The sequence below is a fragment of the Cellulomonas fengjieae genome, assembly GCF_018388465.1.
In the GTDB taxonomy this organism is placed as follows: domain Bacteria; phylum Actinomycetota; class Actinomycetes; order Actinomycetales; family Cellulomonadaceae; genus Cellulomonas; species Cellulomonas fengjieae.
Genome location: NZ_CP074404.1, coordinates 2,635,651 through 2,657,699, shown reverse-complemented (window position 1 = coordinate 2,657,699; position 22,049 = coordinate 2,635,651). Strand labels below are relative to the sequence as shown.

19 protein-coding genes are annotated in these 22,049 nt (G+C 72.7%); 6 read left to right on the top strand and 13 right to left on the bottom strand.

What is annotated here, in order from left to right:
- Positions 1 to 27: 27 nt before the first annotated feature.
- A complete protein-coding gene (locus KG102_RS12225) occupies positions 28 to 804 on the top strand; it encodes an alpha/beta hydrolase family protein (RefSeq protein WP_208211784.1) in 777 nt (258 codons plus the stop codon).
- 57 nt (positions 805 to 861) lie between these two features.
- On the opposite strand, the gene KG102_RS12220 is transcribed toward KG102_RS12225, so the two are convergent.
- The 4 genes from KG102_RS12220 to KG102_RS12205 all read right to left on the bottom strand — a co-directional run bounded on the left by KG102_RS12220 (position 862) and on the right by KG102_RS12205 (position 6,160).
- The gene (locus tag KG102_RS12220) at positions 862 to 3,189 is read right to left on the bottom strand and encodes a hypothetical protein (RefSeq protein WP_208288615.1); all 2,328 of its coding nucleotides are present in this window, start codon (positions 3,187 to 3,189) and stop codon (positions 862 to 864) included.
- A gap of 1 nt (position 3,190) precedes the next feature.
- A complete protein-coding gene (locus KG102_RS12215) occupies positions 3,191 to 3,793 on the bottom strand; it encodes a hypothetical protein (RefSeq protein WP_208288617.1) in 603 nt (200 codons plus the stop codon).
- 262 nt (positions 3,794 to 4,055) lie between these two features.
- Complete coding sequence (locus KG102_RS12210; protein WP_208211778.1) at positions 4,056 to 4,631, bottom strand: NYN domain-containing protein; 576 nt, start codon at positions 4,629 to 4,631, stop codon at positions 4,056 to 4,058.
- A gap of 68 nt (positions 4,632 to 4,699) precedes the next feature.
- On the bottom strand, positions 4,700 to 6,160 hold the full coding sequence (locus KG102_RS12205) for an endo-1,4-beta-xylanase (protein WP_208211776.1): 1,461 nt from the start codon (positions 6,158 to 6,160) through the stop codon (positions 4,700 to 4,702).
- Between the two features lie 155 nt (positions 6,161 to 6,315).
- Here KG102_RS12205 and KG102_RS12200 point away from each other — a divergent pair, with 155 nt between their 5' ends.
- Positions 6,316 to 6,834, top strand: coding sequence for a MarR family winged helix-turn-helix transcriptional regulator (locus KG102_RS12200; RefSeq protein ID WP_208288619.1), 519 nt, complete (start codon positions 6,316 to 6,318; stop codon positions 6,832 to 6,834).
- Here KG102_RS12200 and KG102_RS12195 read toward each other — a convergent pair.
- Positions 6,823 to 7,683 (bottom strand): serine/threonine-protein kinase, encoded by an 861-nt coding sequence (locus KG102_RS12195; RefSeq protein ID WP_208211772.1) that lies wholly within the window; start codon positions 7,681 to 7,683, stop codon positions 6,823 to 6,825. The genes KG102_RS12200 and KG102_RS12195 overlap by 12 nt on opposite strands.
- A 285-nt stretch (positions 7,684 to 7,968) precedes the next feature.
- Between KG102_RS12195 and KG102_RS12190 the strand changes: the two genes are divergently transcribed.
- Genes KG102_RS12190 through KG102_RS12180 form a run of 3 tightly spaced genes read left to right on the top strand, consistent with a single transcriptional unit; the run spans position 7,969 to position 10,295 of the window.
- Positions 7,969 to 9,168: a ferrochelatase gene (locus KG102_RS12190; protein ID WP_249667302.1), complete on the top strand. Its 1,200-nt coding sequence runs from the start codon at positions 7,969 to 7,971 to the stop codon at positions 9,166 to 9,168.
- Between the two features lie 42 nt (positions 9,169 to 9,210).
- Entirely contained in the window at positions 9,211 to 9,903 is a 693-nt protein-coding gene (hemQ, locus tag KG102_RS12185) for a hydrogen peroxide-dependent heme synthase (RefSeq protein ID WP_208211770.1), read from the top strand.
- A gap of 35 nt (positions 9,904 to 9,938) precedes the next feature.
- A complete protein-coding gene (locus tag KG102_RS12180) occupies positions 9,939 to 10,295 on the top strand; it encodes an META domain-containing protein (RefSeq protein ID WP_208211768.1) in 357 nt (118 codons plus the stop codon).
- Positions 10,296 to 10,298: 3 nt separating this feature from the next.
- Here KG102_RS12180 and KG102_RS12175 read toward each other — a convergent pair whose 3' ends face one another.
- From KG102_RS12175 to KG102_RS12165, 3 genes are all read right to left on the bottom strand, one after another.
- Positions 10,299 to 11,354, bottom strand: coding sequence for an LLM class flavin-dependent oxidoreductase (locus tag KG102_RS12175; RefSeq protein ID WP_208288622.1), 1,056 nt, complete (start codon positions 11,352 to 11,354; stop codon positions 10,299 to 10,301).
- Between the two features lie 34 nt (positions 11,355 to 11,388).
- The gene (locus tag KG102_RS12170) at positions 11,389 to 12,660 is read right to left on the bottom strand and encodes a Glu/Leu/Phe/Val family dehydrogenase (RefSeq protein ID WP_208211764.1); all 1,272 of its coding nucleotides are present in this window, start codon (positions 12,658 to 12,660) and stop codon (positions 11,389 to 11,391) included.
- A gap of 83 nt (positions 12,661 to 12,743) precedes the next feature.
- Positions 12,744 to 13,133 carry a hypothetical protein gene (locus KG102_RS12165; protein ID WP_208211762.1) on the bottom strand — a complete coding sequence of 130 codons (390 nt, stop codon included), beginning with the start codon at positions 13,131 to 13,133 and terminating at the stop codon, positions 12,744 to 12,746.
- A gap of 216 nt (positions 13,134 to 13,349) precedes the next feature.
- Between KG102_RS12165 and KG102_RS12160 the strand changes: the two genes are divergently transcribed.
- Positions 13,350 to 16,634, top strand: a complete 3,285-nt coding sequence (locus tag KG102_RS12160) for a bifunctional proline dehydrogenase/L-glutamate gamma-semialdehyde dehydrogenase (RefSeq protein ID WP_208288624.1) — start codon at positions 13,350 to 13,352, stop codon at positions 16,632 to 16,634.
- Between the two features lie 84 nt (positions 16,635 to 16,718).
- Here KG102_RS12160 and KG102_RS12155 read toward each other — a convergent pair whose 3' ends face one another.
- The 5 genes from KG102_RS12155 to KG102_RS12135 all read right to left on the bottom strand — a co-directional run bounded on the left by KG102_RS12155 (position 16,719) and on the right by KG102_RS12135 (position 21,993).
- The gene (locus tag KG102_RS12155) at positions 16,719 to 17,762 is read right to left on the bottom strand and encodes a LacI family DNA-binding transcriptional regulator (protein WP_208211759.1); all 1,044 of its coding nucleotides are present in this window, start codon (positions 17,760 to 17,762) and stop codon (positions 16,719 to 16,721) included.
- Positions 17,763 to 17,880: 118 nt separating this feature from the next.
- Complete coding sequence (locus KG102_RS12150) at positions 17,881 to 18,795, bottom strand: carbohydrate ABC transporter permease (RefSeq protein ID WP_208211757.1); 915 nt, start codon at positions 18,793 to 18,795, stop codon at positions 17,881 to 17,883.
- Complete coding sequence (locus KG102_RS12145; protein WP_208211755.1) at positions 18,792 to 19,802, bottom strand: carbohydrate ABC transporter permease; 1,011 nt, start codon at positions 19,800 to 19,802, stop codon at positions 18,792 to 18,794. The genes KG102_RS12150 and KG102_RS12145 overlap by 4 nt, the downstream gene beginning before the upstream one ends.
- Positions 19,803 to 19,886: 84 nt before the next feature.
- Complete coding sequence (locus tag KG102_RS12140; protein WP_249667301.1) at positions 19,887 to 21,191, bottom strand: ABC transporter substrate-binding protein; 1,305 nt, start codon at positions 21,189 to 21,191, stop codon at positions 19,887 to 19,889.
- 283 nt (positions 21,192 to 21,474) lie between these two features.
- Positions 21,475 to 21,993 (bottom strand): DUF2505 domain-containing protein, encoded by a 519-nt coding sequence (locus KG102_RS12135; RefSeq protein WP_208211753.1) that lies wholly within the window; start codon positions 21,991 to 21,993, stop codon positions 21,475 to 21,477.
- Positions 21,994 to 22,049 lie beyond the last annotated feature (56 nt).

Here is a 22,049-nt window from a genome sequence, read left to right as displayed (position 1 = left end):
CGGGTGACCACCCCCTAGGAACAGGGGATGCCCTCAGCCGCGCGCGTCCTGACCGCCCCGTTCACCGTGCTCGCCGCCCTCGCGCTCGTCGCCTGCACCGCGGACGGCGACGCCACGGCGACCCCGTCCCGCGGCGCGGACGCGCCCCCCAGCGCAGCAGCACCGCCGAGCGCGGCCGGTACCGCCGCGCTGAGTCCCGCCGACACCCCGACCTGCCTGCCCGAGGGCACCGCGACCGTCACGGCCGGCCCGGAGGCGGACCCGACGCTCGTGTCCTTCACCGGTGCGGGCAGCAAGGGCGTGCTCCTGGCGCCGCAGGACCAGGGGGACGCCTGCCAGTGGGCCGACGAGCTCGCGCGGCTGGCCGGGGAGGGCTACCTGGTCGCCTCGTTCGGCTGGTCGGGCGACGGCGAGACGTCCTTCGTCGCCGCGGTCGACGTCCTGCGCAGCCTCGGTGCCGCGGACGTCGCGCTCGTCGGGGCCTCGAAGGGCGGCACGTACGCCGCAGCGCTCGCCGACGACGTCGACGCGGCGTCCGTGGTGGCCCTCGGGCCGCCCGCCGCGTTCGACGGCCAGGACGCGCAGTCCGCGTCGAGCGGCTACACCGGCCCGCTGCTGGTCGTCGCCTCGACCGACGACTCGAGCGTCGGCGTCGACTCGTCGCGGGACGTGTCGCGCGCCGACGACCCGAGCACGTTCCTCGAGCTCGCCGGGAGCGCGCACGGGGTGGCGCTGCTGACCTCCGAGCACCGCGAGCACGTGCAGCAGGCGATCGACGAGACGCTCGCGGCGGGCTTCGCCTGACACGCCGACGGCGTGCGACCCGGGGGTCGCACGCCGTCGATGCTGCTCACGGACCGGTCAGGCGAACCTGCGCCGCGCCAGGGTGGCGACGCCGATCCCGGCGGCGAACAGGACGATCGCCAGGATGAGCCGGCCGATCGCGCTGACGCCGGTGCCGTCGACCCCGGCGATCTCCAGCGAGTACGCCGTGTACCCCGCCGCGCCGTCCGGTGCGCCGTACGCCATCCCCTCGGTCGCGGCCCGGTCGGCCCCGGCGCTGAGCACCGCGTACTTCACGCCGAAGTCCTCGGCCGTGCTCTTGCCGTTGGCGACCAGCTGAGAGGTGCCCTCGTCGGACAGCTGCTGCGTGCCGTCGACCAGCTTCGGGGCACCCTCGGTCGCCGTGACCAGGCCGTCGGAGAGCTGCGTGGAGCCGTCGGCGGCGGTGGCGAGGCCGTCGGCCAGCGCGTCCGCACCGGCATCCAGCTGGCTGGCGCCCGCGCGGAGCTCCTTCAGCCCGCCGACGAGCGCACCGCTGCCGGCCTCCAGCTTGTCCGTGCCGGCCTGCAGGGAGTGCACCCCGCCGCGCAGGGTGCCGTTCTCCGCGGTGTCGTTCGGTCCGCCGACGCCGGTCTGGACGCTGGTCACCACGGTGGCGAGCAGCTGGCTCACGCCGGCGTCCACGCTGGTGAGGCCCTCGAGCAGGCCGGGCTTGGCCTGGTCGCACTTGTCGTACGACTTCGAGCTCAGCCCGCACTGGATCTTGGCCAGGCCCGGACCGGCGATGTAGGTCAGGCGGCCCTGCAGGTAGGTGAGTCCCTGCTGGAGCGTCGGGTCGGCCGCGGGGGCCGCGCCGAAGAACGCCGGGGACGTGGGGTCGCCCAGGCTGGCGGGGTCGGCCAGGTCGGCCCGACCGGCCTCGAGCTGAGCGATGAGGCCGTTGAGGACGGCGACCTTGTACGGGTCGACCGTCGGGGTGAGCGGCGGGCGGATGCCACCGGACGCGGCGTAGCACGGGTCCGCGCCGGGCAGCGCGCCGTCCCGAAGGTGGATGAGCACGGTGACCGCGCAGCCGAGCTTCTGGTAGGCGCCGGGGGCGGTGGCACTCTCGTTGTAGACGCCCGCGGCCATCGTCGCGAGCGCCTGCGGGGCGGCGGTGCCGACCTGCTGCCGGAGCTGCTCCGCGCCGTGCAGGAGGGTTTCCGGGGTGGTGGTCGAGCCGATGCCGGCCCGCAGCTGGGCGATCCCGGCCTGCAGCTGCTGCACGCGCGGGTCGGTCGGGAGCTTGCCGATGTCGCCGTACAGCTTGGCGAGCCCGGCGTCGACCTGCGCCAGGCCTGCGTCCACCTGGCTGAGCCCGGAGACGAGCTGCGGCGCCGAGGCGCCGGCCTGGGACAGCCCGGCCTCGAGCTTGCCCGCACCGGTCGCCAGCTTCGCCGCACCGGGTGCCGCCGTGTCGTTCAGGCCGGCCGACAGGCTCGCCGCGCCGTCGCGCAGCTGGAGCAGGCCCGCGAGCAGCTGGGCGGCGCCGTCGTGCAGCTGCAGGACGGAGGCGTCGATCGTCGTCGCACCGGCGGTCAGGTCGACCCCCTTCTGCGCGCCGGCCTCGTAGCTGGCCGCGCCACCCTTGAACGACGGGTACTCGAGCGGGGAGACCGCCATCGAGGTGAGCGTGGCCTTGGGGATGACCGCGCGGCTGACCTGCGCGGTGTAGCCGAACTCGGCCGTGGCCGAGCCGATGGGCGGGAAGAGCGTCATCTGGAACTGCATCCGCGTGCCGCCGCGCCCGTCGCCGGCGATCCCGGCCTCGTCGGAGCGCACGTCGGTGAAGGTGGAGGGCAGCACCGTGACCAGCTGGCCGATCATCGGGATCACGGTCTCGGCCGACGCGGTGGCCATCGTGCCCGTGCCGTCGTCGTAGGTGACGTCCTGCGTGCGGCCGGTGACGTTGGTGACCGTGTAGCGCACCTCGAGGGTGCCGGACTTGCCGACGACCGCACCGGGCTGGATCGGCTCGCCGTCGAACAGGTAGCTGATGTCGACCGTGAGGGGGAGGTCCTTGTCGTAGTCGCTCAGCGAGCGCTCGCGCCGTTCGCCGTCGACGTCGAGCGTGGTGACCAGCTTGCCGTCGACGACCTCGTGACCGCCGAACCCGTCGAGGTTGCGCAGGCTCTTGGTGGAGACCGGGTTCTCGACGGTCGTGGTGCCGCGGCCGGACAGCGTGAGCTGCTCGTAGACGCGGGCGCTCTGGAACGCGCCCGTCGCGGACAGGCGGGCCTGCACGGTCTCGGTGTTGGTCACGGCGACGTCCCCGGAGTCCGCGGCGAGCGCGGGGGACCCCACGGCCGTGACCAGCAGGGGGATGAGCAGGACCGCGGCGGTCGCGGTGGTGGTCGTGCGTCGCACGTCAGGCCTCCGGCTGGGGGTCGAAAGGACGGGTGGCGGGCAGACCGCGGTGCGGGGCCCGGGCGGGCTCGGCACCGGCGTACTCGACGACCGGCTCCTGCGCTGCGCGCTCCTGCTCCCGGTCCTGCTCGACGACGACGCCGAGCAGGGACGTGGCGAGGAACCCGGCACCGGCAGCGAGCAGGATCGACGTCGCGGTGGTGGCCGACGACGAGACGAACGCGGCGGGGTCGGCGGCGTAGACGGCCTCGTAGGCGCCGGCCATCGCGGCCGCGCCCAGGAGCGCCGACCACAGCGGGAGCCTGCCGCGCGTGACACCGGCGACGGCCAGGCACAGCGCGATGACGACGAGCACCGCCACGGCTCGGCCGGCAGCGGCGTCGGGCAGGGCCGCGGCGCGCAGCGCGTAGCCGATCCACGCGGCGAGGAAGCCGACCGCGAACCCTGCGGCGCGCTGCGCCGGGGAGCGGTCCGGTACGAGCCCGAGGGCTCCGCCGAGCGCGGCGCCGAGCAGCGCGACGCTCTGCAGCTCGGGACCCGAGAACAGGACGATCGCCGTCGTGAGGAGCGCGAGGACGAGCCCCGCCAAGATGTGACGCTTCATGACCACCTCGTCGTGGTGACTGACCGGGCGCTTCTCCCGGCCAGCGCTGCTGGTGAGTGCCCACCCGAGGCGGCCGCTGACCTGCACCATCGCCGTTGACGGGGCAGCCCAGCGGACATCTCAGGTGGGGCCAGCGCACTGTCTACCAGCGCACGAAGCGCCTGAGCCACGCGGTACTAGGTAAACGACCGCGGTATCAGGTACATCGTTACGGACCCGTGACCTAGGTCACTGGTGCGGTGGGCGCGAGGGGACCCGCCGGTCACAGGTAGCGCAGCGGGTCGAACTCCTCGAGCGGGATGATCCGCAGGCGCGGCAGCTGCACGTTGAACGCGGCGACGTCGATCTCGAGGTCGAAGGTCTCCAGCCCGCGCCCGACGAGGCCCGACAGCTGGGTGCTCGTGAACTCGCGGAAGGCGAGCAGCCCGACGCGGCGCTCCTCGTCGTCGACGAGCACCTCCAGCTCCGGGGCGAAGTCGCCGTCGTGGCTGGCCAGCAGCACGTCGCCCCCGCGGCCGGCGATCGCCGCCAGGGTGCGCTTGATGCCGATGTCGACGACCTTCTCGTACGACTCGCCCGACAGCGGGATCGGCTGGAATCCGATCGCGGTGAGCGCCTGCACGAACGACATGGGCAGCGACCCGCTGGAGGCGTTGAGGAAGAACAGCGCCTTCACCGGCTGGTCCCACGTCTGCTGCGCGAACGTCAGCACGCGTTCCCAGCGGGGGCGCTGCTCAGGGGTAGGCCGCCCGCCGAGGATCGAGGACCCGAGCGTGGCGTCGATGTTCTCTCCGTCCACCAGCAGGTACGTGGTGCGCGGTGCCGCCTCGATCGTCATCGCGCCAGCGTATCGACCCGGAGCGCGTGCACCGGCCCGGGACCCGCGGGTCCCGGGCCGGCCGGGCGTCACCCCGCCGAGCAGGCGGTGCCGTTGAGGGCGAACGCGGTCGGTGCCGCGTTGGTGCCGCTGTGCGCGCCGTTGAACCCGAACTGCTGGCTGCCGCCCGCGGGGATGGAGCCGTTCCAGGGCGCGTTCCGCACGGTGACGGCCGAGCCTGACTGCGTGGTCACCGAGCTCCACGCCTGGGTGACCGTCTGCCCGGACGGGAAGGAGAACGTCAGGGTCCAGCCGTTGATCGGGGCGGTCGACGTGTTCTTCACCGTGACGTTGGCGGTGAACCCGGTGTTCCACTGGTTGACGCCGTAGGTCACCTGGCAGCCGGCCGTCGGCGGCTGCGTCACCGGCGGCTCGGTGACCGGCGGCTCGGTGACCGGCGGGTCGGTGACCGGCGGGGTCACCGGGGGCGTCGTCGGCGTGATGCCCGCGAAGGCCGAGGCGATCGCGTCGTACGCGGGCTTCTTGGCGTAGTTGCTGTCCCAGACCAGAGCGGCTCCCTGACCGGGGAACGTGTCGGGGACCCAGGAGTACTTGTCGGTGATCCCCCAGATCGTCACGCCCTGGCAGCGGCTGACGGCGTTGCAGATCTGGAAGACCTTCTTGTAGTCGGCGGCCTGCGTCGCCAGCTTGTTGGCGTCCGCCGGCGTCTGCATGCGGATGTCCAGCTCGGTGATCCGGACGTCAACGCCGAGGTCGGCGAAGCGCTGCAGGTTCTGCTGCATGGTCGACGGGACCTGCCCGATGATCAGGTGGGACTGGAACCCGACGCAGTCGATCGGCACGCCGCGGGCCTTGAAGTCCCGGACGAGGTTGTAGATCGCGGTGCTCTTCGCATTGATCGCGTCGGTGTTGTAGTCGTTGATGCAGAGCTTGGCGGTGGGGTCCGCGGCACGTGCCGCGCGGAACGCGGTCTCGATGTAGCCGTCGCCGAGCTTCTGCTGGAACGTCGAGTCGTCCCGGCGGGTGCCGTCGTCGTCGAACGCCTCGTTGACGACGTCCCAGGACGAGACCTTGCCCTTGTAGTGCGTCGCGACGTTGGTCACGTGGTTGGTCATGGCGGACTGGAGCGCGGTGCCGGACAGGTTCTTCACCCAGTTGGGCAGCTGCGAGTGCCAGACGAGCGTGTGCCCGTACAGCTCCTTGCCGGTGCTCGCCGCGTAGCTGGCCACCTGGTCGCCGGCGCCGTAGCTGAACGAGTTCTGGGACGGCTCGGTGGCGTCCCACTTCATCGCGTTCTCGGCGACCACCAGGTTGAACTCGCTGTCCGCGATGGACTTGTAGGCCGACTCGGAGAGCCGGTCGGGCGCGAGCGCGAAGCCGATGTCCTTGCCGGCCGCGGTGGCCAGGTCCTTCAGGGTGGACGCGGCCTGCGCGGGGATCGTGACGGCGGCGCCGACGGCGATCGTGGCGGCCAGTGCGACCGCGGCGGTGCGCAGCGTGGTGCTGCGCCTGGGGTGTGTGACGGGCATGGGGGTTCCTCCTCGTTGAGCCAGGTCCGGATCGCACAGTGGTCGCCACGCCCCGGTCGCCGCGAGGTACCGAAACATTTCAGGCTGCGGCGCCCGACACTTTCGATAGTCGGCTCCCCGGAACAGACGCCGAGGTCGCGCGGTTGAGGTGGTCTATGCGTACGCATGAAGGCGGTCCGGGTCGGTCGACGAGCGACGGCACGCGCGAGCTGCCCGGCACCCGGGAGGCGGCCGAGGCCTGGGAGTCGCTGTTCCGCGCCCAGGTCGCGCTCATGCGGCGGTTCCAGCGCGACGACGTCTGGGGCGACCTGACGATCCGCGAGTACGACGTGCTGTTCACCCTGTCCCGGTGCCCGGACGGCACGGCGCGGCTCAGGGACCTGGGCGAGAACAGCCTCCTGAGCCAGCCGAGCCTGTCGCGCATGGTGGAGCGGCTGGAGCAGGCCGGGCTCGTGCGGCGCGGCCCCGTCGCGGGGGACGCCCGGGGGGTCGCGGTCGGGCTGACGCCGGAGGGACGACGCGTGCAGCGCGAGATCGGCCGCCGGCACGTGCGCACGATCCGCCGGCTCGTCGGCGGGGCGCTCGACACGCAGGAGCTGGCGACTCTGCGGGCGCTCACCGACAAGCTGCGGCTCGCACAGGCGCAGATCCCCGACGAGTCGTCAGACGCGTAGCGCGCGCAGCTCCGCGGCGACGGCGGCTGGCCCGGGGCGGGCGGCCGCGTCGGGCGCGGTCATCGCCAGCAGCAGCCGGCTCCAGTCCCGGCCGAACTGCGCGGGTACGACCACGGGGTCGAGCAACCGCGCGAGCGAGCTCGACAGCGGATCGCCCGGGTAGGCGCGCTCGCCGGTCAGGCACTCGAGCAGCACGAGTCCCAGGGAGTAGATGTCGGTCGCCGGCCCGGCGGGCTCGCCGAGCGCCTGCTCCGGGCTCTGGTACCCGGCCGTGCCGGACGACCCGCGCGGGGAGCGCGGCGCGTTGGCTGTCGTGAGGGCGATGCCGAAGTCGGCGAGCACCACCGGCATCCACGGCGCGTCGCGGGCGCCGCTGTCCGCCCGGTCGGCGGCCACCAGGATGTTGGACGGCTTGACGTCGCGGTGCACGACGCCGGCTCCGTGCGCGTGGTTCAGCGCGAGCGCCAGCTGCCGACCGACGTCCGCCGTGAGGCCGGGCGTCAGGGGACCGTCCGCGATCGTGTCGCGCAGGGTCCGGCCGTCGACGAGCTCCATGACGAGGAACGCCACGGGGCCCGCGCCCGGCAGCACGTCCGCGCCGACGTCGAGCAGGGCGACCAGGCTCGGGTGGGTGAGCGAGGACAGGACCCGCGCCTCGTGCGCGTAGCGCCGGATCTCGTCGGGGGTCGCGGCGCCGATGGCGAAGAGCTTGAGGGCGACCGGTCGGCGCAGCCGGTTGTCGGTCGCGCGGAAGACCTCACCCGAACCGCCGCGCCCGAGCGGGTGCTCGAGGTGGTACCGCCTGCCGAGCGGGGTGCTCGTCGGCGTGCGGGACTCGGTCGAGTGCACAGGAGTCCTGTCTTTCCGGGAGCAGCGGGTACTCCGACGGTAGAAGCATGCGGCGTCCTGCGCACGCCGGGGGCGCCGCGCCGGGCCGACGCTCCCCGGCTCGTGTGCAGGGTGATCGTGCCGCAGCGTAGGCCCCGCTCGACGTCCGCGCTGGTCGAGCGGCTGTGGCTCGACGGCTGCTCCGTCGAGCCCCGAGCTTTGCTGACGCGGCGTCTCGACAATCTCACGGCGGGCGGCGCCCCTGCTCGCCGGGAGGCCGCCGCCGCCCGGTGCGATGATCGTCTGGTGGCCCCTGATACCGCCGTGAACTCGCTGCCGTCCGACGTCGAACCGAGCGCCGTCGCACCGTACGACGCGCTGCTCCTGCTCTCGTTCGGCGGTCCCGACGGCCCGGACGACGTGCTGCCGTTCCTGCGCAACGTGACGGCCGGCAAGAACATCCCCGACGAGCGGCTCGCCGTCGTGGCGGAGCACTACCACCACTTCGGCGGGGCGAGCCCCATCAACGGCCAGAACCAGGCGCTGCAGCGCGCGCTCACGGACGAGATCGCCCGGCGCGGTCTCGACCTGCCGGTGCTGTGGGGCAACCGCAACTGGATGCCGTACACCCGCGACGCCCTCGCCGCCGCATACGCCGACGGCGCCCGACGGGTCGTCGCGGTCGTCACGAGCGCGTACTCGTCGTACTCGGGGTGCCGGCAGTACCGGGAGAACCTCTGGGCGTCGCTGGACGAGCTCGGCCCGGAGTTCGGCCTCCCGGCGGGGGAGCACCCGCTGGTCGTGGACAAGGTGCGCTCGTACTTCAACCACCCGGGCTTCGTGCAGGCGAACATCGACGCGGTGACGGAGGCGTTCGAGTCGATCGGCCGCGACGCGCGCCTCGTCTTCGTGACGCACTCGATCCCCGACACGATGGACGCGGCCTCGGAGGTGTCCGGGGCGTCGTACCGGGCCCAGCACCTCGACGTCGCCGCGACGGTCGCCGCCGCCGTCGAGGAGCGCCTGGGCCGACCGCTGACGTGGGACCTGGCGTACTGCTCACGCTCCGGTCCGCCCAGCCAGCCCTGGCTCGAGCCGGACGTGAACGACCACCTGACCGCGCTCGCGGCGGACGGTGTGCAGGCGGTCGTGATGTCGCCGATCGGCTTCGTCTCCGACCACATGGAGGTCGCGTTCGACCTCGACACGGAGGCGATGCAGACCGCCGCCGAGCTGGGCATCGTCGCCGTGCGCGCCGACACCGTCGGCGTCCGGGAGCCGTTCGTCCGCGGGCTCGTGGACCTGGTGCTCGAGCGGGCCGCGCTCGCGCGTGAGCTCGGCGCCGACCCCGCGCTCCTCCCGCAGGGCGACGCCCCCGCCCTGGAGCAGGCCACCGTCGGGGCGCTGCCGGCGTTCCCCTCCGTGTGCCGCCCCGGCTGCTGCCGGATGCGTGAGGGCGTGGCCACCGGCATCCCCGCGGCCTGCTCGGCCGACCCCCTCTCGTAGGACCCTTCGGTCCTGACCCTCACCACCCCTGGAGCCACCGCGATGACGCACGACACCGAGACCCTCAACGCCACCGTGCGGTACACCATGTGGACCGTCTTCGCGCTCGAGGAGGTCCTTCCCGAGGACGACGACGAGCGCGCGGAGCTGATCACCGCCGCGCAGGCCGCCGTCGCCGCGGACGGGCTGGTGGTGCGCGGCTGGTACGACGTCGCCGGCCTGCGGGCGGACGCCGACCTCATGGTCTGGTGGCACGCCGAGACGGTCGAGGAGGTCCAGGGCGCCTACCAGCGGTTGCGCGCGAGCGACCTCGGCCGCCACCTGCTGCCCGTGTGGTCCGTGGTCGGCCTGCACCGCCCTGCGGAGTTCAACCGCGGGCACGTGCCCGCGTTCCTGGCGGGGGAGCCGGCGGGGGACTACCTCTGCGTGTACCCCTTCGTGCGGTCGTACGACTGGTACGTCCTGCCCGAGGACGACCGCCGCCGGATGCTCGTCGAGCACGGGCAGGCTGCGCGCGACTACCCGGACGTGCGGGCCAACACCGTCTCGGCGTTCGCGCTCGGGGACTACGAGTGGATCCTGGCGTTCGAGGCGCCGGAGCTGCACCGGATCGTCGACCTCATGCGTGACCTGCGGGCCACCGACGCGCGCCTGCACGTGCGCGAGGAGGTGCCGTTCTACACCGGCCCGCGCGTCACCCTGGAGACCTGGGCGGACCGGCAGCCTCGCGGGTGAGCGCGGCCGCGCCCCGACAGTGCCATGATCGGGCGATGGTGGATCTGGCGGGGACGTGGCGGTTCACGGCACTCGAGGGCGCCGAGCTCGAGGGTGCGTACCGGGGGACCCCGTGGCTGACGTTCGACGGCGACGGGCAGGTGTTCGGGCTCGCCGGCGTCAATCGCATCCGGGGGACCTGGCGGCTGGCCGGCGGGACGCTGACGTTCGGGCCCATGGTGTCCACGCTGATGGCGGGACCCCCCGACGCGATGACGCGTGAGCAGCAGGTGCTGCGCCTCGTCGGGGAGCCGGTGACGGTCTCGACCCCCGACGAGGACACGCTCGAGCTCACGGGCGTCCTGCGCGCCCGCCTGGTGCGCGACCCCGGCGCCGGTGACGCGTCGGACTAGGCGTCAGACGGCGTCCACGGCCGCGGGCCAGCGCGCGGCGAGCTGTTCGAGGGTGTGCACCCGGGTGGCGGTGTCGAACGCCGTCCCGGTGAGCATCAGCTCGTCGGCACCGGTGCGCTCGACCAGCGCGGCGAGCTCCTCGACCGCACGGTCGGCCGTGGTGGCCACCTGCGTCCCCGGCACCTTGGCGAAGAACTCGGCGGCTGCGACCGGATCCAGTCCGGCGAGCTGACGGGCCGCCTCCTCGGGCGACACGATGGGCCCGAGCGGCCGGCCCGTACGCAGGGCGAGGGCCATCACCCGGCTGGGTCCGGCGAGGTGCTCGGCCTCCTCGTCCGAGTCCGCGACCAGCACGGACGCCGAGACCATGAGCCGCGGGGCGTCGAGCGCGGGCGACGGGCGGAAGGCCCGGCGGTAGGCCTCGGCCGCCTGCAGGGTGTGCCCCGTGTTGAAGTGGTGCGCGTAGCTGAACGGCAGCCCGAGGCTGCCCGCGAGCTCGGCGCTGAACGAGCTCGACCCGAGCAGCCAGACCTGCGGGCTGGAGGTCGCCGCGGGCGTGGCGGACAGCCGGGTGGCCCGCAACGACGGTGCCCGACCCGGCAGCTCATGCCCGAGCAGGGCCAGGACGTCGATGACCTCCGCCGGGAAGTCCTCCACGCCGAGTCCCTCCACGGTGCGCCGCAGCGCGGCCGCGGTCATCGGGTCGGCGCCGGGTGCGCGGCCGATGCCCAGGTCGATGCGGTCCGGGTGCAGCGCCTCGAGCATCGCGAACTGCTCGGCCACCACCAGCGTCGGGTGGTTGGGCAGCATGACGCCGCCCGACCCCACCCGGATGCGGTCGGTCGCCGCGGCCAGGTGGGCGATCAGCACGCCGGGGGACGTCGACGCGACGGCCGCCATCGCGTGGTGCTCGGCGACCCAGAACCGCGCGTACCCGGCGGCGTCGGCGGTGCGGGCGAGGGTGGTCGTCGCGGCGAGGGCGTCGGCTGAGGACTGCCCGACGGCGACGGGTGCGAGGTCGAGCACGGACAGGGGTACACGGTTGCTGGTGGTCACCATGTCAGCAACGCGCGCACGGCCGTCCGTACTCCCGTCACGGGTACAGGCCGCGGATCTGGTGCGCCTCGGCCACCCGTCGCACGCCGATGGTCAGCGCCGCGTCGCGCAGCGAGACCCCCTCCGCACCCGCCAGCGCGGCGACCGCGCGGTGGGCCGTCACCATGCGGTGCTCGAGCCGGTCCTCGATCTCGCGCTCGGTCCACCAGTAGGCCTGGTTCGCCTGCACCCACTCGAAGTACGACACGACGACGCCGCCGGCGTTGGCCAGGATGTCGGGCACCACCACGACGCCGCGCTCGGCCAGCACCCGGTCGCCCTCGGGGGTCGTCGGACCGTTCGCCGCCTCCACGACCCAGCGCGCCTTGACCCGGCCGGCGGCGTCGGCGTCCAGGACGCCCTCCACCGCCGCCGGGATGAGCAGGTCGACGTCGAGCGCGAGGAGCTCGGAGTTGTCGATCGGCTCGCCGCCGTCGAACCCGGCGACCGTCCCGGTCGACAGCACGTGCCGCTCGAGCGCGCTGACGTCGAGACCGTCGGAGCGCATCACGCCGCCCTGCTCGTCGCTCACCGCGACCACGCGCGTGCCCGCGTCGTGCAGGAACCGCGCGGCGTGCGAGCCGACCTTGCCGAAGCCCTGCACGGCGGCGCTGACCTCCCGCAGCTGGACCCCGGCGTCACCGAGCGCGGCCGCGGCCGTGTGCACGACGCCGCGCGACGTCGCGGTCGCGCGGCCGAGCGAGCCGCCCACGGCCAACGGCTTGCCGGTCGTCACCGCGGGGATGGTGTAGCCGCGGTTCACCGAGTAGGTGTCCATGATCCACGCCATGGTCTGCTCGTTGGTGCCGACGTCGGGCGCCATGATGTCCCGCTCGGGGCCGATGATCGGCATGATCTCGCTGGTGTACCGGCGGGTGACGCGCTCGAGCTCGGCCTGGGAGTACCGCCGCGGGTCGATGGTCACCCCGCCCTTGGCGCCGCCGTACGGCACGTCGACGACCGCGCACTTCCACGTCATCCACATGGCGAGGGCGCGGACCTCGTCGACGTCCACACCTGCGGAGTAGCGCAGGCCTCCCTTCGCCGGTCCGCGGGAGATGTTGTGCTGGACCCGGTACCCCGTGAACAGCTCGATCTCGCCGTCGTCGCGACGCAGCGGCACGGCGACGTTCATCTCGCGCCGGGGTGTGGCCAGCATGCGGTGGAGGCCCTCGGTGTAGCCGAGGATCTCGACGGCGCCGGCGAGCTGGGCCTTGGCGGTGGTCAGAGGCGTGTTCGGGTGCGGGGTCTCCGCTGTGAGATCGGTCACGGGCCCCACTGTGGCACCCCGGCGGCGCGCAGCCGGTCAGGCCCGACAGGCGAACGCGTCGTGTCCGCGTGACGGGCAGGCGGTCAGCAGATCTGTGCGTCCTCCATGGGCCGCACGATCGAGCCGCCGAGGTGCCGGGAGTGCCGGGCCGGGACCAGGACGCACGTGGCGAAGGAGCCGTTGAGGTAGACGCCCTTGATGAAGATGTCGGTGTGCCGGCAGTTGTACACGCGGACCGTGTAGTAGGTCGGGTGGTTGACGTAGAAGCCGCTGAGCCAGCCGCAGAACGCCTCCTCGTTCTCGATGGTGGCCTGGGGCTGCACGTCGCCGCCCGGGCGCAGGTCGACCCGCTCGAGGGACGGCTCCAGCTCCGTCGCGGTGGACGGTGCCGCGGCGACGATGCCGCCGAGCACGAGGACGACGGCGGCGAGGACGGCGCCGAGAACGGGACGTGAGCGCACGGGTGCAGGCATGTGGGGTCCCCCAGGTGGTGGCTGTCGCGTCGGCTCGTCCGCACGTCGTCGTGCGGACGAGTGCCACCCTGGCGACACCCGGCGGCCCGGGTCAATGGGGATCCGAGCGGCGGACGTCGCACGGACCTGCGGAAGAGCCCAGAATTGGCGCGGGCCGTACCCGGCCCGTGCACAGCGAGGCCGGCACCCCGGCCCCTCGCCGGACGAAGGAGCGCCATGTCGAGCACGGACGACGACGTCACCCAGGACGCGGTCCGGTTGGCCCGGGCCTGGCTGTCGGCGACGGCCCAGGACCAGACGGCCCGGGAGCGGCGCACGACCGGACGGCTGGCCGCCCTCGTCTCCGACCCGGCGGGACTCGAGCTCGCCGTGCGGTTCGTCGACCGGGTCGCCCGCCCGCAGGACGTGCGCGTGGCCGCGACGGAGCTCGCGGACCTCACCCCCGGGGCGGCGGCGAGCTTCCTCGGCCCGCTCGACCGGGTGATGCTCGGCGTGGGCGCGCGCGTCGCGCCGGTCCTGCCGGACATCGTCGTGCCGGCCGCCCGGCAGCGGTTGCGCAGCCTCGTCGGCCACCTCGTCGCCGACGACGGGCGCGGGCTGGCGGACCACCTGGCGGCGACGCGTGCCGAGGGGTTCCGGTTGAACCTCAACCTGCTGGGGGAGGCCGTGCTCGGCGAGCGCGAGGCGCTCGCTCGGCTGGAGCGCGTGCAGGCACTGGTGCAGCGGCCCGACGTCGACTACGTGTCCGTCAAGGTGTCGGCGGTCGCCAGCCAGCTGTCCACGTGGGACACCGACGGCAGCGTCGAGCGCGTGGTCGAGCGGCTGCGGCCGCTGTACCGGACGGCGGCCCGGCACGGCACGTTCCTCAACCTCGACATGGAGGAGTACCGCGACCTGGCGCTCACCCTGACGGTGTTCGAGCGGCTCGTCATGGAGCCCGAGCTGCTGGGCGCCGAGGCAGGGATCGTCCTGCAGGCCTACCTGCCGGACGCCGCCGACGCCCTCGAGGAGCTGACCGCGATCGCGGCACGGCGCCGCGCCGCCGGTGGTGCCCGGCTCAAGGTGCGTCTGGTGAAGGGGGCCAACCTGGCGATGGAGCAGGTCGAGGCCGAGCTGCACGGCTGGGCGCAGGCCCCCTACGGCTCCAAGGCGGAGGTCGACGCCGCCTACCTGCGGCTGGTGGACCGTGCCCTGGACCCCGCCCGCACCGCGGTCCTGCGCGTCGGCGTGGCCAGCCACAACCTCTTCCACGTGGCCGCCGCCCACCTGCTGGCTCAGCGCCGCGGCGTCTCCGAGGCGCTCGACGTGGAGATGCTGCAGGGCATGGCTCCCGCGCAGGCGCGGGCGGTCCGGGAGGAGGTCGGCGCGGTGCTCCTGTACACGCCGGTGGTCGCGCGGCACGACTTCGACGTCGCGATCTCCTACCTGGTGCGCCGGCTGGAGGAGAACTCCGCGAGCCAGAACTTCCTGCATGCGCTCTTCGCCGACAGCGAGGCGATGGACGCGCAGGAGGAGGCCTTCCGGACGGCGTTTCGGGACCGGGACGTGCCATCGACGCAGGCCCGCCGCACCGCCCGGCCCGCCGCGGGCGCGCCCGACACCGGCTTCGAGAACACCCCCGACACCGACCCGGCCGCGCCGGCCGCCCGCGTGTGGGCCCGGGACCTGCTGGACCGTGACGTGCCCGTGCCCGGCGGTGCTGTCGTCGTCTCGACGACGCAGGAGGTCGACGCGCTCGTCGCGCGGGCGTCGGCCGCACTGCCCGCCTGGGCGGGCACGGCCCCGGCCGAGCGGGCGCGGGCGCTGCGCGAGGTCGCCTCGTCCCTCGAGGCGGCGCGGGCCGACCTCGTCGCGACGATGGTGCACGAGACCGGCAAGACCGTCGCCGAGGCCGACCCGGAGGTCAGCGAGGCCGTCGACTTCGCGCGCTACTACGCCGACCGCGCGACGGAGCTGGCAGACGGCGTCGTACCGGGTGCGGTGCACCGGCCCGCCGGGCTCACGGTCGTCACGCCACCGTGGAACTTCCCGGTCGCGATCCCGGTGGGCTCGGTCCTGGCCTCGTTGGCTGCCGGGAGCCCCGTGCTGGTCAAGCCGGCGCCTCAGGCGCCCCGCTGCGGGCAGGTGGCGATGGCCGCCGTCCGGCGCGGCCTCGACTCGGCCGGTGCGCCCGAGGGCATCCTCACGGTCGTGCTGAGCCCGGAGGGAGAGGTGGGGCGCCGGCTCGTCACCCACCCCGACGTGGCCCGCGTCCTGCTGACCGGGTCCCTGGAGACCGCCCAGCTGTTCTCCGGCTGGCGGCCCGACCTCGACGTGCTCGCGGAGACGTCCGGCAAGAACGCCCTGGTCATCACGCCGTCCGCCGACGTGGACCTCGCGGTCGCCGACCTGGTCCGCTCCGCCTTCGGGCACGCCGGCCAGAAGTGCTCTGCCGCGTCCCTCGCCATCCTGGTCGGCTCCGCGGGGCGTTCCGACCGGCTGCGGCGCCAGCTGGCCGACGCGGTCTCCTCGCTGCGGGTCGGTCCGGCGACGGACCTCGGCATTGCGGTCGGACCGCTGACCGAGCCGGCGTCGGGCAAGCTGTTGCGCGCCCTGACCACCCTGGACCCGGGGGAGTCGTGGCTCGTCACCCCGCGCCGGCTCGACGACGAGGGCCGCCTGTGGAGCCCGGGCGTGAAGTACGGCGTCGCGCCGGGCTCGTGGTTCCACCGGACGGAGTGCTTCGGTCCCGTGCTCGGGATCATGCGTGTCGAGACGCTCGACGAGGCGATCGACCTGCAGAACGCGGTCGACTTCGGGCTCACCGGGGGCCTGCACTCCCTGGACGAGGCCGAGATCGACCACTGGCTCAGCCGCGTCGAGGTGGGGAACGCCTACGTCAACCGGCACATCACCGGCGCGATCGTGCGGCGCCAGCCGTTCGGCGGGTGGAAGGGCTCGACGGTCGGACCCGGTGCCAAGGCGGGCGGCCCGCACTACGTCGCCCAGCTCGGGGACTGGTGGGACGCCCCGGACCTCCTGCAGGACGACGCGGCCTGGCTCGCGTGGGCGCAGGCGGACGACGAGCGCGTGTGGGCCGACGAGCTGTCCCGCCCGCACGACCCCTCCGGGTTGCGCGCCGAGGCGAACATCCTGCGCTACCTGCCCCTCACGGAGCTCACGGTGCGGGCCGGCGACGCCGCCCGGGCCCGCGAGGTCGACCGGGTGTGCCACGCCGCGCGCACGGCCGGCGTCCGCGTGACGGTCAGCGACGTGTCCGGTGAGTCGCACGAGGCCTTCGCCGCCCGCGTCCGGGCGGGCGAGGTGACCGGCCGGGTGCGGGTCGTCGGCTCCGCCCCGGGTCTGCGTGAGGCCGCGGCCACCCGGGTGGGGCACGTCACGGTGCTGGACGGGCCGGTGCTCGCCAGCGGGGCGCGCGAGCTGCTCTCGGTCGTGCGGGAGCAGGCCGTGAGCCGGACGCTGCACCGGTTCGGGCACGTGCCGCCCGCGGCGGCGGGCTGACGACGCGGCGAGGGCGGGCCTGGTGGATCCCGGCCCGCCCTCGGTAGCGCTCAGCCGGCGGTAGCGCTCAGCCGGTAGAACCGCTCAGGCGGATTCGCGGACGACCAGCTCGGGCGCGAAGATCAGCGGCGGCGACGCCTGCGCGCCGCCGAGCTGGTCCAGCAGCCGGGCGCCGGCCGCGCGGGCCATCGCGACGACCGGCTGGATCACGCTGGTCAGCGGGGGAGTGGTGGACGCGGCGACGCCGAGGTTGTCGTAGCCGACGACCGCGATGTCCTTCGGCACCTCCTTGCCGTGCTCGGCGAGCACGGTCAGGGCACCTGCGGCCATGAGGTCCGAGGCGATGAAGATCGCGTCGAGGTCGGGGAACCGCTCGAGCAGCTCGCGCGCGGCGATCGTGCCGGAGGCCATCGTGAAGTCCCCGTGCACCACGGCGTCGTCGGACATCCCCGCCGCGCGCATCGCCGTGCGCCACCCGGTGAGGCGGTCGATCCCGGCCGACATGTCGGCCGGTCCGGCGATGGTCCCGATGCGGGTGCAGCCCCGGTCGATGAGGTGCTGCGTGGCCAGGCGACCGCCCTCGACGTTGTCCGTGTCGACGTACTGCACGTCCCGTTCGTCGGCCGACAGCGGCCGGCCGACGAACACGTTGGGCACGTGCGACAGCAGCAGCGCGCGGTCGAGCTCGTCGTTGGCGTGGTGCGACACGACGATCGCCCCGTCGACGTGGCCGTTGCGCAGGTACCGGACGGTGCGCTCGCTCTCGCCCGGCCGGGCGATGACCAGCACCACCTGCATGTCGGAGTCGGCGAGCGAGCTGCTCAGGCCGTTCAGGGTGCCGGCGAAGAACGGGTCGGACAGCACGCGCTCGTCGGGCTCGGGCACCACCAGGGCGATCGAGTCGGTGCGCTTGGTCACCAGCGAGCGGGCGGCGCGGTTCGGGGTGTAGCCCAGGTCGGCGACGGCGGCCTCGACCGAGGCGAGGGCCTCGGGAGACACGCGCAGGCCGCCGTTGATGGCGCGGGAGGCCGTCGAGCGCGAGACACCTGCGCGCTCGGCGACCTGCTCGAGCGTGGGTGCTGGGGGACGCACCGGGTCCGCGCGGACTGGGATGTTGTCGACCACCATTGGTCTTCCCTCCTGTGGCTGCCGAGGCAGCGGGGACGAGCGGGTGATGAGAATGGCGGGGTGCTCGGCGAGCACCCCGCCATCCTGATCCTTCGGGCGGGCCGGGGGCGGCGGGAGATCAGCCCTTGACTGCGCCCTGCATGATGCCTGCCACGAGCTGACGGCCCGCGATGAAGAACAGGATGATCAGCGGGAACGTGGAGACCACGACCCCCGCCATGATCAGCGACATGTCCTTGAAGTAGGACGCCTGGAGCAGCTGGATGGCCACCGGGAGCGTCGGGTTCTGGTTGCCCAGGACGATGAACGGCCAGAAGAAGTTCGTCCACGAGGACACGAACGTGAACAGGCCGAGCATGACGGCCGCGGGACGCGCTGCCGGCAGCGCGATGTGCCAGAACGTCCGGATCATCGACGCACCGTCCACGCGGGCCGCCTCGACGAGCTCGTAGGGCAGCGCCGACTCGAGGTACTGCGTCATCCAGAAGACACCGAACGCGGTGACGAGTCCCGGCACGATGACCGCGATGAGCTTGCCGGTCCAGCCGAGCTCGGACATCAGGATGAACAGCGGGACGATGCCGAGCTGCGTCGGCACGGCCGTGGTGGCGATGACGAACACGAGCAGTCCACTGCGGCCACGGAAGCGCAGCTTCGCGAACGCGAAGCCGGCCAGGGTCGAGAACAGGACCACGGAGAGCGAGGTGACCGTGCTGACGATGACCGAGTTGCTCAGGGCCTTCCAGAACTGGATGTCCGAGTTCAGGACCTTGCCGACGTTCGTGAAGAACTCGCCCTGCGGGATCAGCGAGGGGATCGGGTTCTGCGCGATGTACGCGGAGTTCGACGACGCGAGCAGGAACGCGTAGTACAGCGGCGCGATCGCCACGAGGATGGCGAGCCCGAGCAGCACGTACGTGACCCAGCCGGGCCGACGCTCGGACCCGACGGACGACGGGCGGCGACGGGACGCGGCGCGGGCGGCACCGCGGCCCGCGGTCTGCCGGATGACCGGCAGTGAGGGGGCGCTCATCGGGAGACCTTCTTCCGCTTCTTCGTCGTCGAGCTCTCCGACGCGATCTTCCGAGTGATCGAGAAGTTGATCATGGCGATCACGATGATGATGAGGAACAGGATCCAGGCGACCGCGGACGCACGCCCGAAGCTCTTCTGGTTGCCCCAGCCGAGCTCGTAGATGTACATCGTGGCCGTCATCCACTGACGGCTCGGGCCACCTTGTCCGGTCTGGTCGAAGAGCCGCGGCTCGTCGAAGATCTGCAGGCCACCGATGGTGGAGGTGATGACGACGAAGATGATCGTCGGCCGCAGCATCGGGATGGTGACCGAGAAGAACTGCCGGACGCGCGAGGCGCCGTCCAGGATGGCCGCCTCGTACAGGTCACGCGGGATCGCCTGCATCGCCGCGAGCAGGATCAGGGTGTTGTAGCCCGTCCAGCGGAAGTCGACCATCGTGGCGATCGCGATGTGGCTGGGCAGGACCTGTGCGTGCCAGCCGATCGGGTCGATCCCGATGTAGCCGAGCACCGTGTTGATCAGGCCGAACTTGTCCGCGAAGAGCTTGCCGAAGATGAGGCTGACGGCCACCGGTGCGACGACGTAGGGCAGGAGCACACCCATGCGCCAGAACGTCCTGGCGCGCAGGTTCGCGTCCAGCAGCGCGGCGATCACGATCGCGATGATCAGCTGCGGCACCGTGGAGATCAGGAAGATGCTGAAGGTGTTGCGCAGGCCCCTCCAGAAGTTGGGCTCCTGCAGGACGAACGCGTAGTTCTCGAGCCCGACGAAGGCGCCCTTGCCGCCGATCAGGTTCCAGTCGTGCACCGACACGTAGGCCGTGTACACGAGCGGGAACAGGCCCGTGATCGCGAAGAGGATGAAGAACGGGGAGATGTAGAGGTACGGCGAGACCTTGACGTCCCAGCGACCCAGGGTCTGGCTGAAGCCGATCCGGCGCGGTGCCCGGTCGGGGTCGCCCTGCGGACCGGTGTCCAGCTGGGGCGACGTGGTGGAGGTGACCATCAGGTGTCCTTCTCAGGCAGTGGCAGGGTCGGGCGCTGGGGGACCGGACCGGTGGGCTGACCCACCGGTCCGGTCCGACGAGCGTCAGCCGAGTGCGGAAACCGCGCTGACGAAGGTGTCCCACGCAGCGGCGGGGTCACCACCGTTGACGTCGACCTCGGTCAGGGACGACTGCATCGCGTCGTTGACCGCGAAGTACTGCTTGCCCTTGAACGGGGCGATGATGCCGACCGCGCGGTTGGCCAGGATCTGGCCGGCGGGGGCGTTGTTGAAGAACTCGTTCGTGGAGCTGAGCAGCTCGTCCGAGGCGAGCGCCTCGACCTGGCTCGGGAACGTGCCCTTGCTCTTGTACGCGGCGATCTGCTGCTCCGGCGCGGTGAGCCAGGCGGCCAGCTTCTTGGCCTCCTCGGGGTGCTTGCTCTGCGACGGGACCGTGAGGAACGAACCGCCCCAGTTGCCGGCGCCGCCGGGGAAGACGTCCGCGATGTCCCAGCCGGTCACGCCGGCCGAGTTGCCCTCGATGACACCGAGCATCCAGCCCGGGGCCAGCATGGTGGCGAAGCCGTCCGTCTGGAAGGAGGAGGCCCAGTCGTCGCTCCACTGGCTGAGGTGGGCCGACAGACCGTCGTCGACCGACGCCTTGGTGACGGCGTCGTAGATCGCCTTCACCTCGGGGTTCTCGGCGGCGATGATCGTGCCGTCCTCCTCCTCGTAGGCGTTCTTGACCTGGTTGATCATGCCCTGGTAGGTGGCACCGGCGGAGTCGAAGAACGGCTTGCCACCGGAGGCGGCGCTGTACTGGCGGCCGAACTCGAAGTAGCTCTCCCACGTGGCGTCGGCGCCACCGATGGCCTCGGCGACCTCCTCGCGCGTGGAGGGCAGGCCGGCCGCGGCGAGCAGGTCGCCGCGGAACGCGATGGCCTCCGGGCCGATGTCGGTGCCGTAGCCGAGCAGGATGCCGTCGGGGGTCGTGGCCTGCTCGACCTTCCAGGGCAGCCAGCGGTCCGCGAGCTCGGGGTCGGTCAGGTCGACGAACTTGTCCGGGTACTGCATGAGCTCCGGGAGCCAGTCGATCTCGATCATCTCGATGTCCGAGGAGCCCGAGCCGGCCGCGAGGCGCGTGTTCAGGTTGTCGCGCGCCTCGTTCGACGTCGCGGCCTTCTTGTTCTCGATCGTGATGCCCGGGTTCTCGGCCTCGTACGCGGCGAACATCTCGTCCGTGTAGCCCGGCTCGTTGAACGTGCCGAGCGTGAGGGTGATGTTCTCGCTGCCGCCCTCGGACTCGTCGTCGCCCGGCGTGTCGGAGCTGCCGGAGCAGGCGGTGGCGAGGAGGGCGATGCCCGTGACCCCTGCCGCGGCCGCCCACATCTTGCTGGTGGTCTTGCGCACTGTGACTCCCTTGTCAGTCGGACGGCGTCCTCGCCGTACCCGTAGGGCGCCCGTCGTCCGGTCGCCGAAAGGGAGCGGGGGGACGTCGGGTTGGGCCGTTGGACCCGGCGTGGTCGCGCTCCCCTCCGCAGTACGGGAGCGTTCCCACGCGCTGCGGAGTACTGTCGTCGGCGCCCCCGCGGGTGTCAAGGAGCCGTGTGGGGGTAATCGGTGTGGTAGCGATTCCACACAGGTGTTTGCGCAGGTCAGAGCGATATGGACATCGGTCCGTGTTACCGAATCGTTACGGCTGTGGCGCCTGTCCGTGACCGGTGATCCAGCGGTTCGCGACGTCCTGCTCGACCTGCAGCGCGGAGCGGATCGCACCGGCGGCGGCCTGCTCGATCGCGGAGCCGAAGATCGGCACCGTCGCGCGCAGCTCCCCGTCGTACGTCACCGTGCTCCGGTGCGCCCCGTTCGCGACCAGGGCGGTGCGACCGCTGAGGCGCACGGGAGCACCCGCGATCTCGACCACGACGGTCCCGACGCGGGAGCCGTCGGCGGCCGCGGCCTCCCATGCCTCGACGAGGCGGACGTCGATCTGGTTGCCGACGAGGTTGCGCAGGTGGCCGGGGATCTGGTCCGTGGGCATCGCGCGGCGGGTCGTCACGGTGAACGCGTCCTCGGGGGAGCCGGTGACGTCCACGTGGTGCTCGAGCGACCCGCTCGCGCGCACCTTCTGGTCCACGTACGCGGGGTCGGACAGCATCAGCGCCGCGGCGTGCGGGTCCGTCGGCAGGTCGAGCGTCACGCTCAGTCGCACGGTTGTTCCTTACGTGATCGGGTCGGTGGTCCGAGGCTAGCCGCCCGGGCCTTGGC

Bases quoted from the DNA above. Each gene is read 5' to 3' on its own strand.
- KG102_RS12225 (WP_208211784.1), top strand. From the start codon at position 28: ATGCCCTCAGCCGCGCGCGTCCTGACCGCCCCGTTCACCGTGCTCGCC.
- KG102_RS12215 (WP_208288617.1), bottom strand. From the start codon at position 3,793: ATGAAGCGTCACATCTTGGCGGGGCTCGTCCTCGCGCTCCTCACGACG.
- KG102_RS12210 (WP_208211778.1), bottom strand. From the start codon at position 4,631: ATGACGATCGAGGCGGCACCGCGCACCACGTACCTGCTGGTGGACGGA.
- KG102_RS12205 (WP_208211776.1), bottom strand. From the start codon at position 6,160: ATGCCCGTCACACACCCCAGGCGCAGCACCACGCTGCGCACCGCCGCG.
- KG102_RS12200 (WP_208288619.1), top strand. From the start codon at position 6,316: ATGCGTACGCATGAAGGCGGTCCGGGTCGGTCGACGAGCGACGGCACG.
- hemQ (WP_208211770.1), top strand. From the start codon at position 9,211: ATGACGCACGACACCGAGACCCTCAACGCCACCGTGCGGTACACCATG.
- KG102_RS12180 (WP_208211768.1), top strand. From the start codon at position 9,939: ATGGTGGATCTGGCGGGGACGTGGCGGTTCACGGCACTCGAGGGCGCC.
- KG102_RS12175 (WP_208288622.1), bottom strand. From the start codon at position 11,354: ATGGTGACCACCAGCAACCGTGTACCCCTGTCCGTGCTCGACCTCGCA.
- KG102_RS12165 (WP_208211762.1), bottom strand. From the start codon at position 13,133: ATGCCTGCACCCGTGCGCTCACGTCCCGTTCTCGGCGCCGTCCTCGCC.
- KG102_RS12160 (WP_208288624.1), top strand. From the start codon at position 13,350: ATGTCGAGCACGGACGACGACGTCACCCAGGACGCGGTCCGGTTGGCC.
- KG102_RS12155 (WP_208211759.1), bottom strand. From the start codon at position 17,762: ATGGTGGTCGACAACATCCCAGTCCGCGCGGACCCGGTGCGTCCCCCA.
- KG102_RS12150 (WP_208211757.1), bottom strand. From the start codon at position 18,795: ATGAGCGCCCCCTCACTGCCGGTCATCCGGCAGACCGCGGGCCGCGGT.
- KG102_RS12145 (WP_208211755.1), bottom strand. From the start codon at position 19,802: ATGGTCACCTCCACCACGTCGCCCCAGCTGGACACCGGTCCGCAGGGC.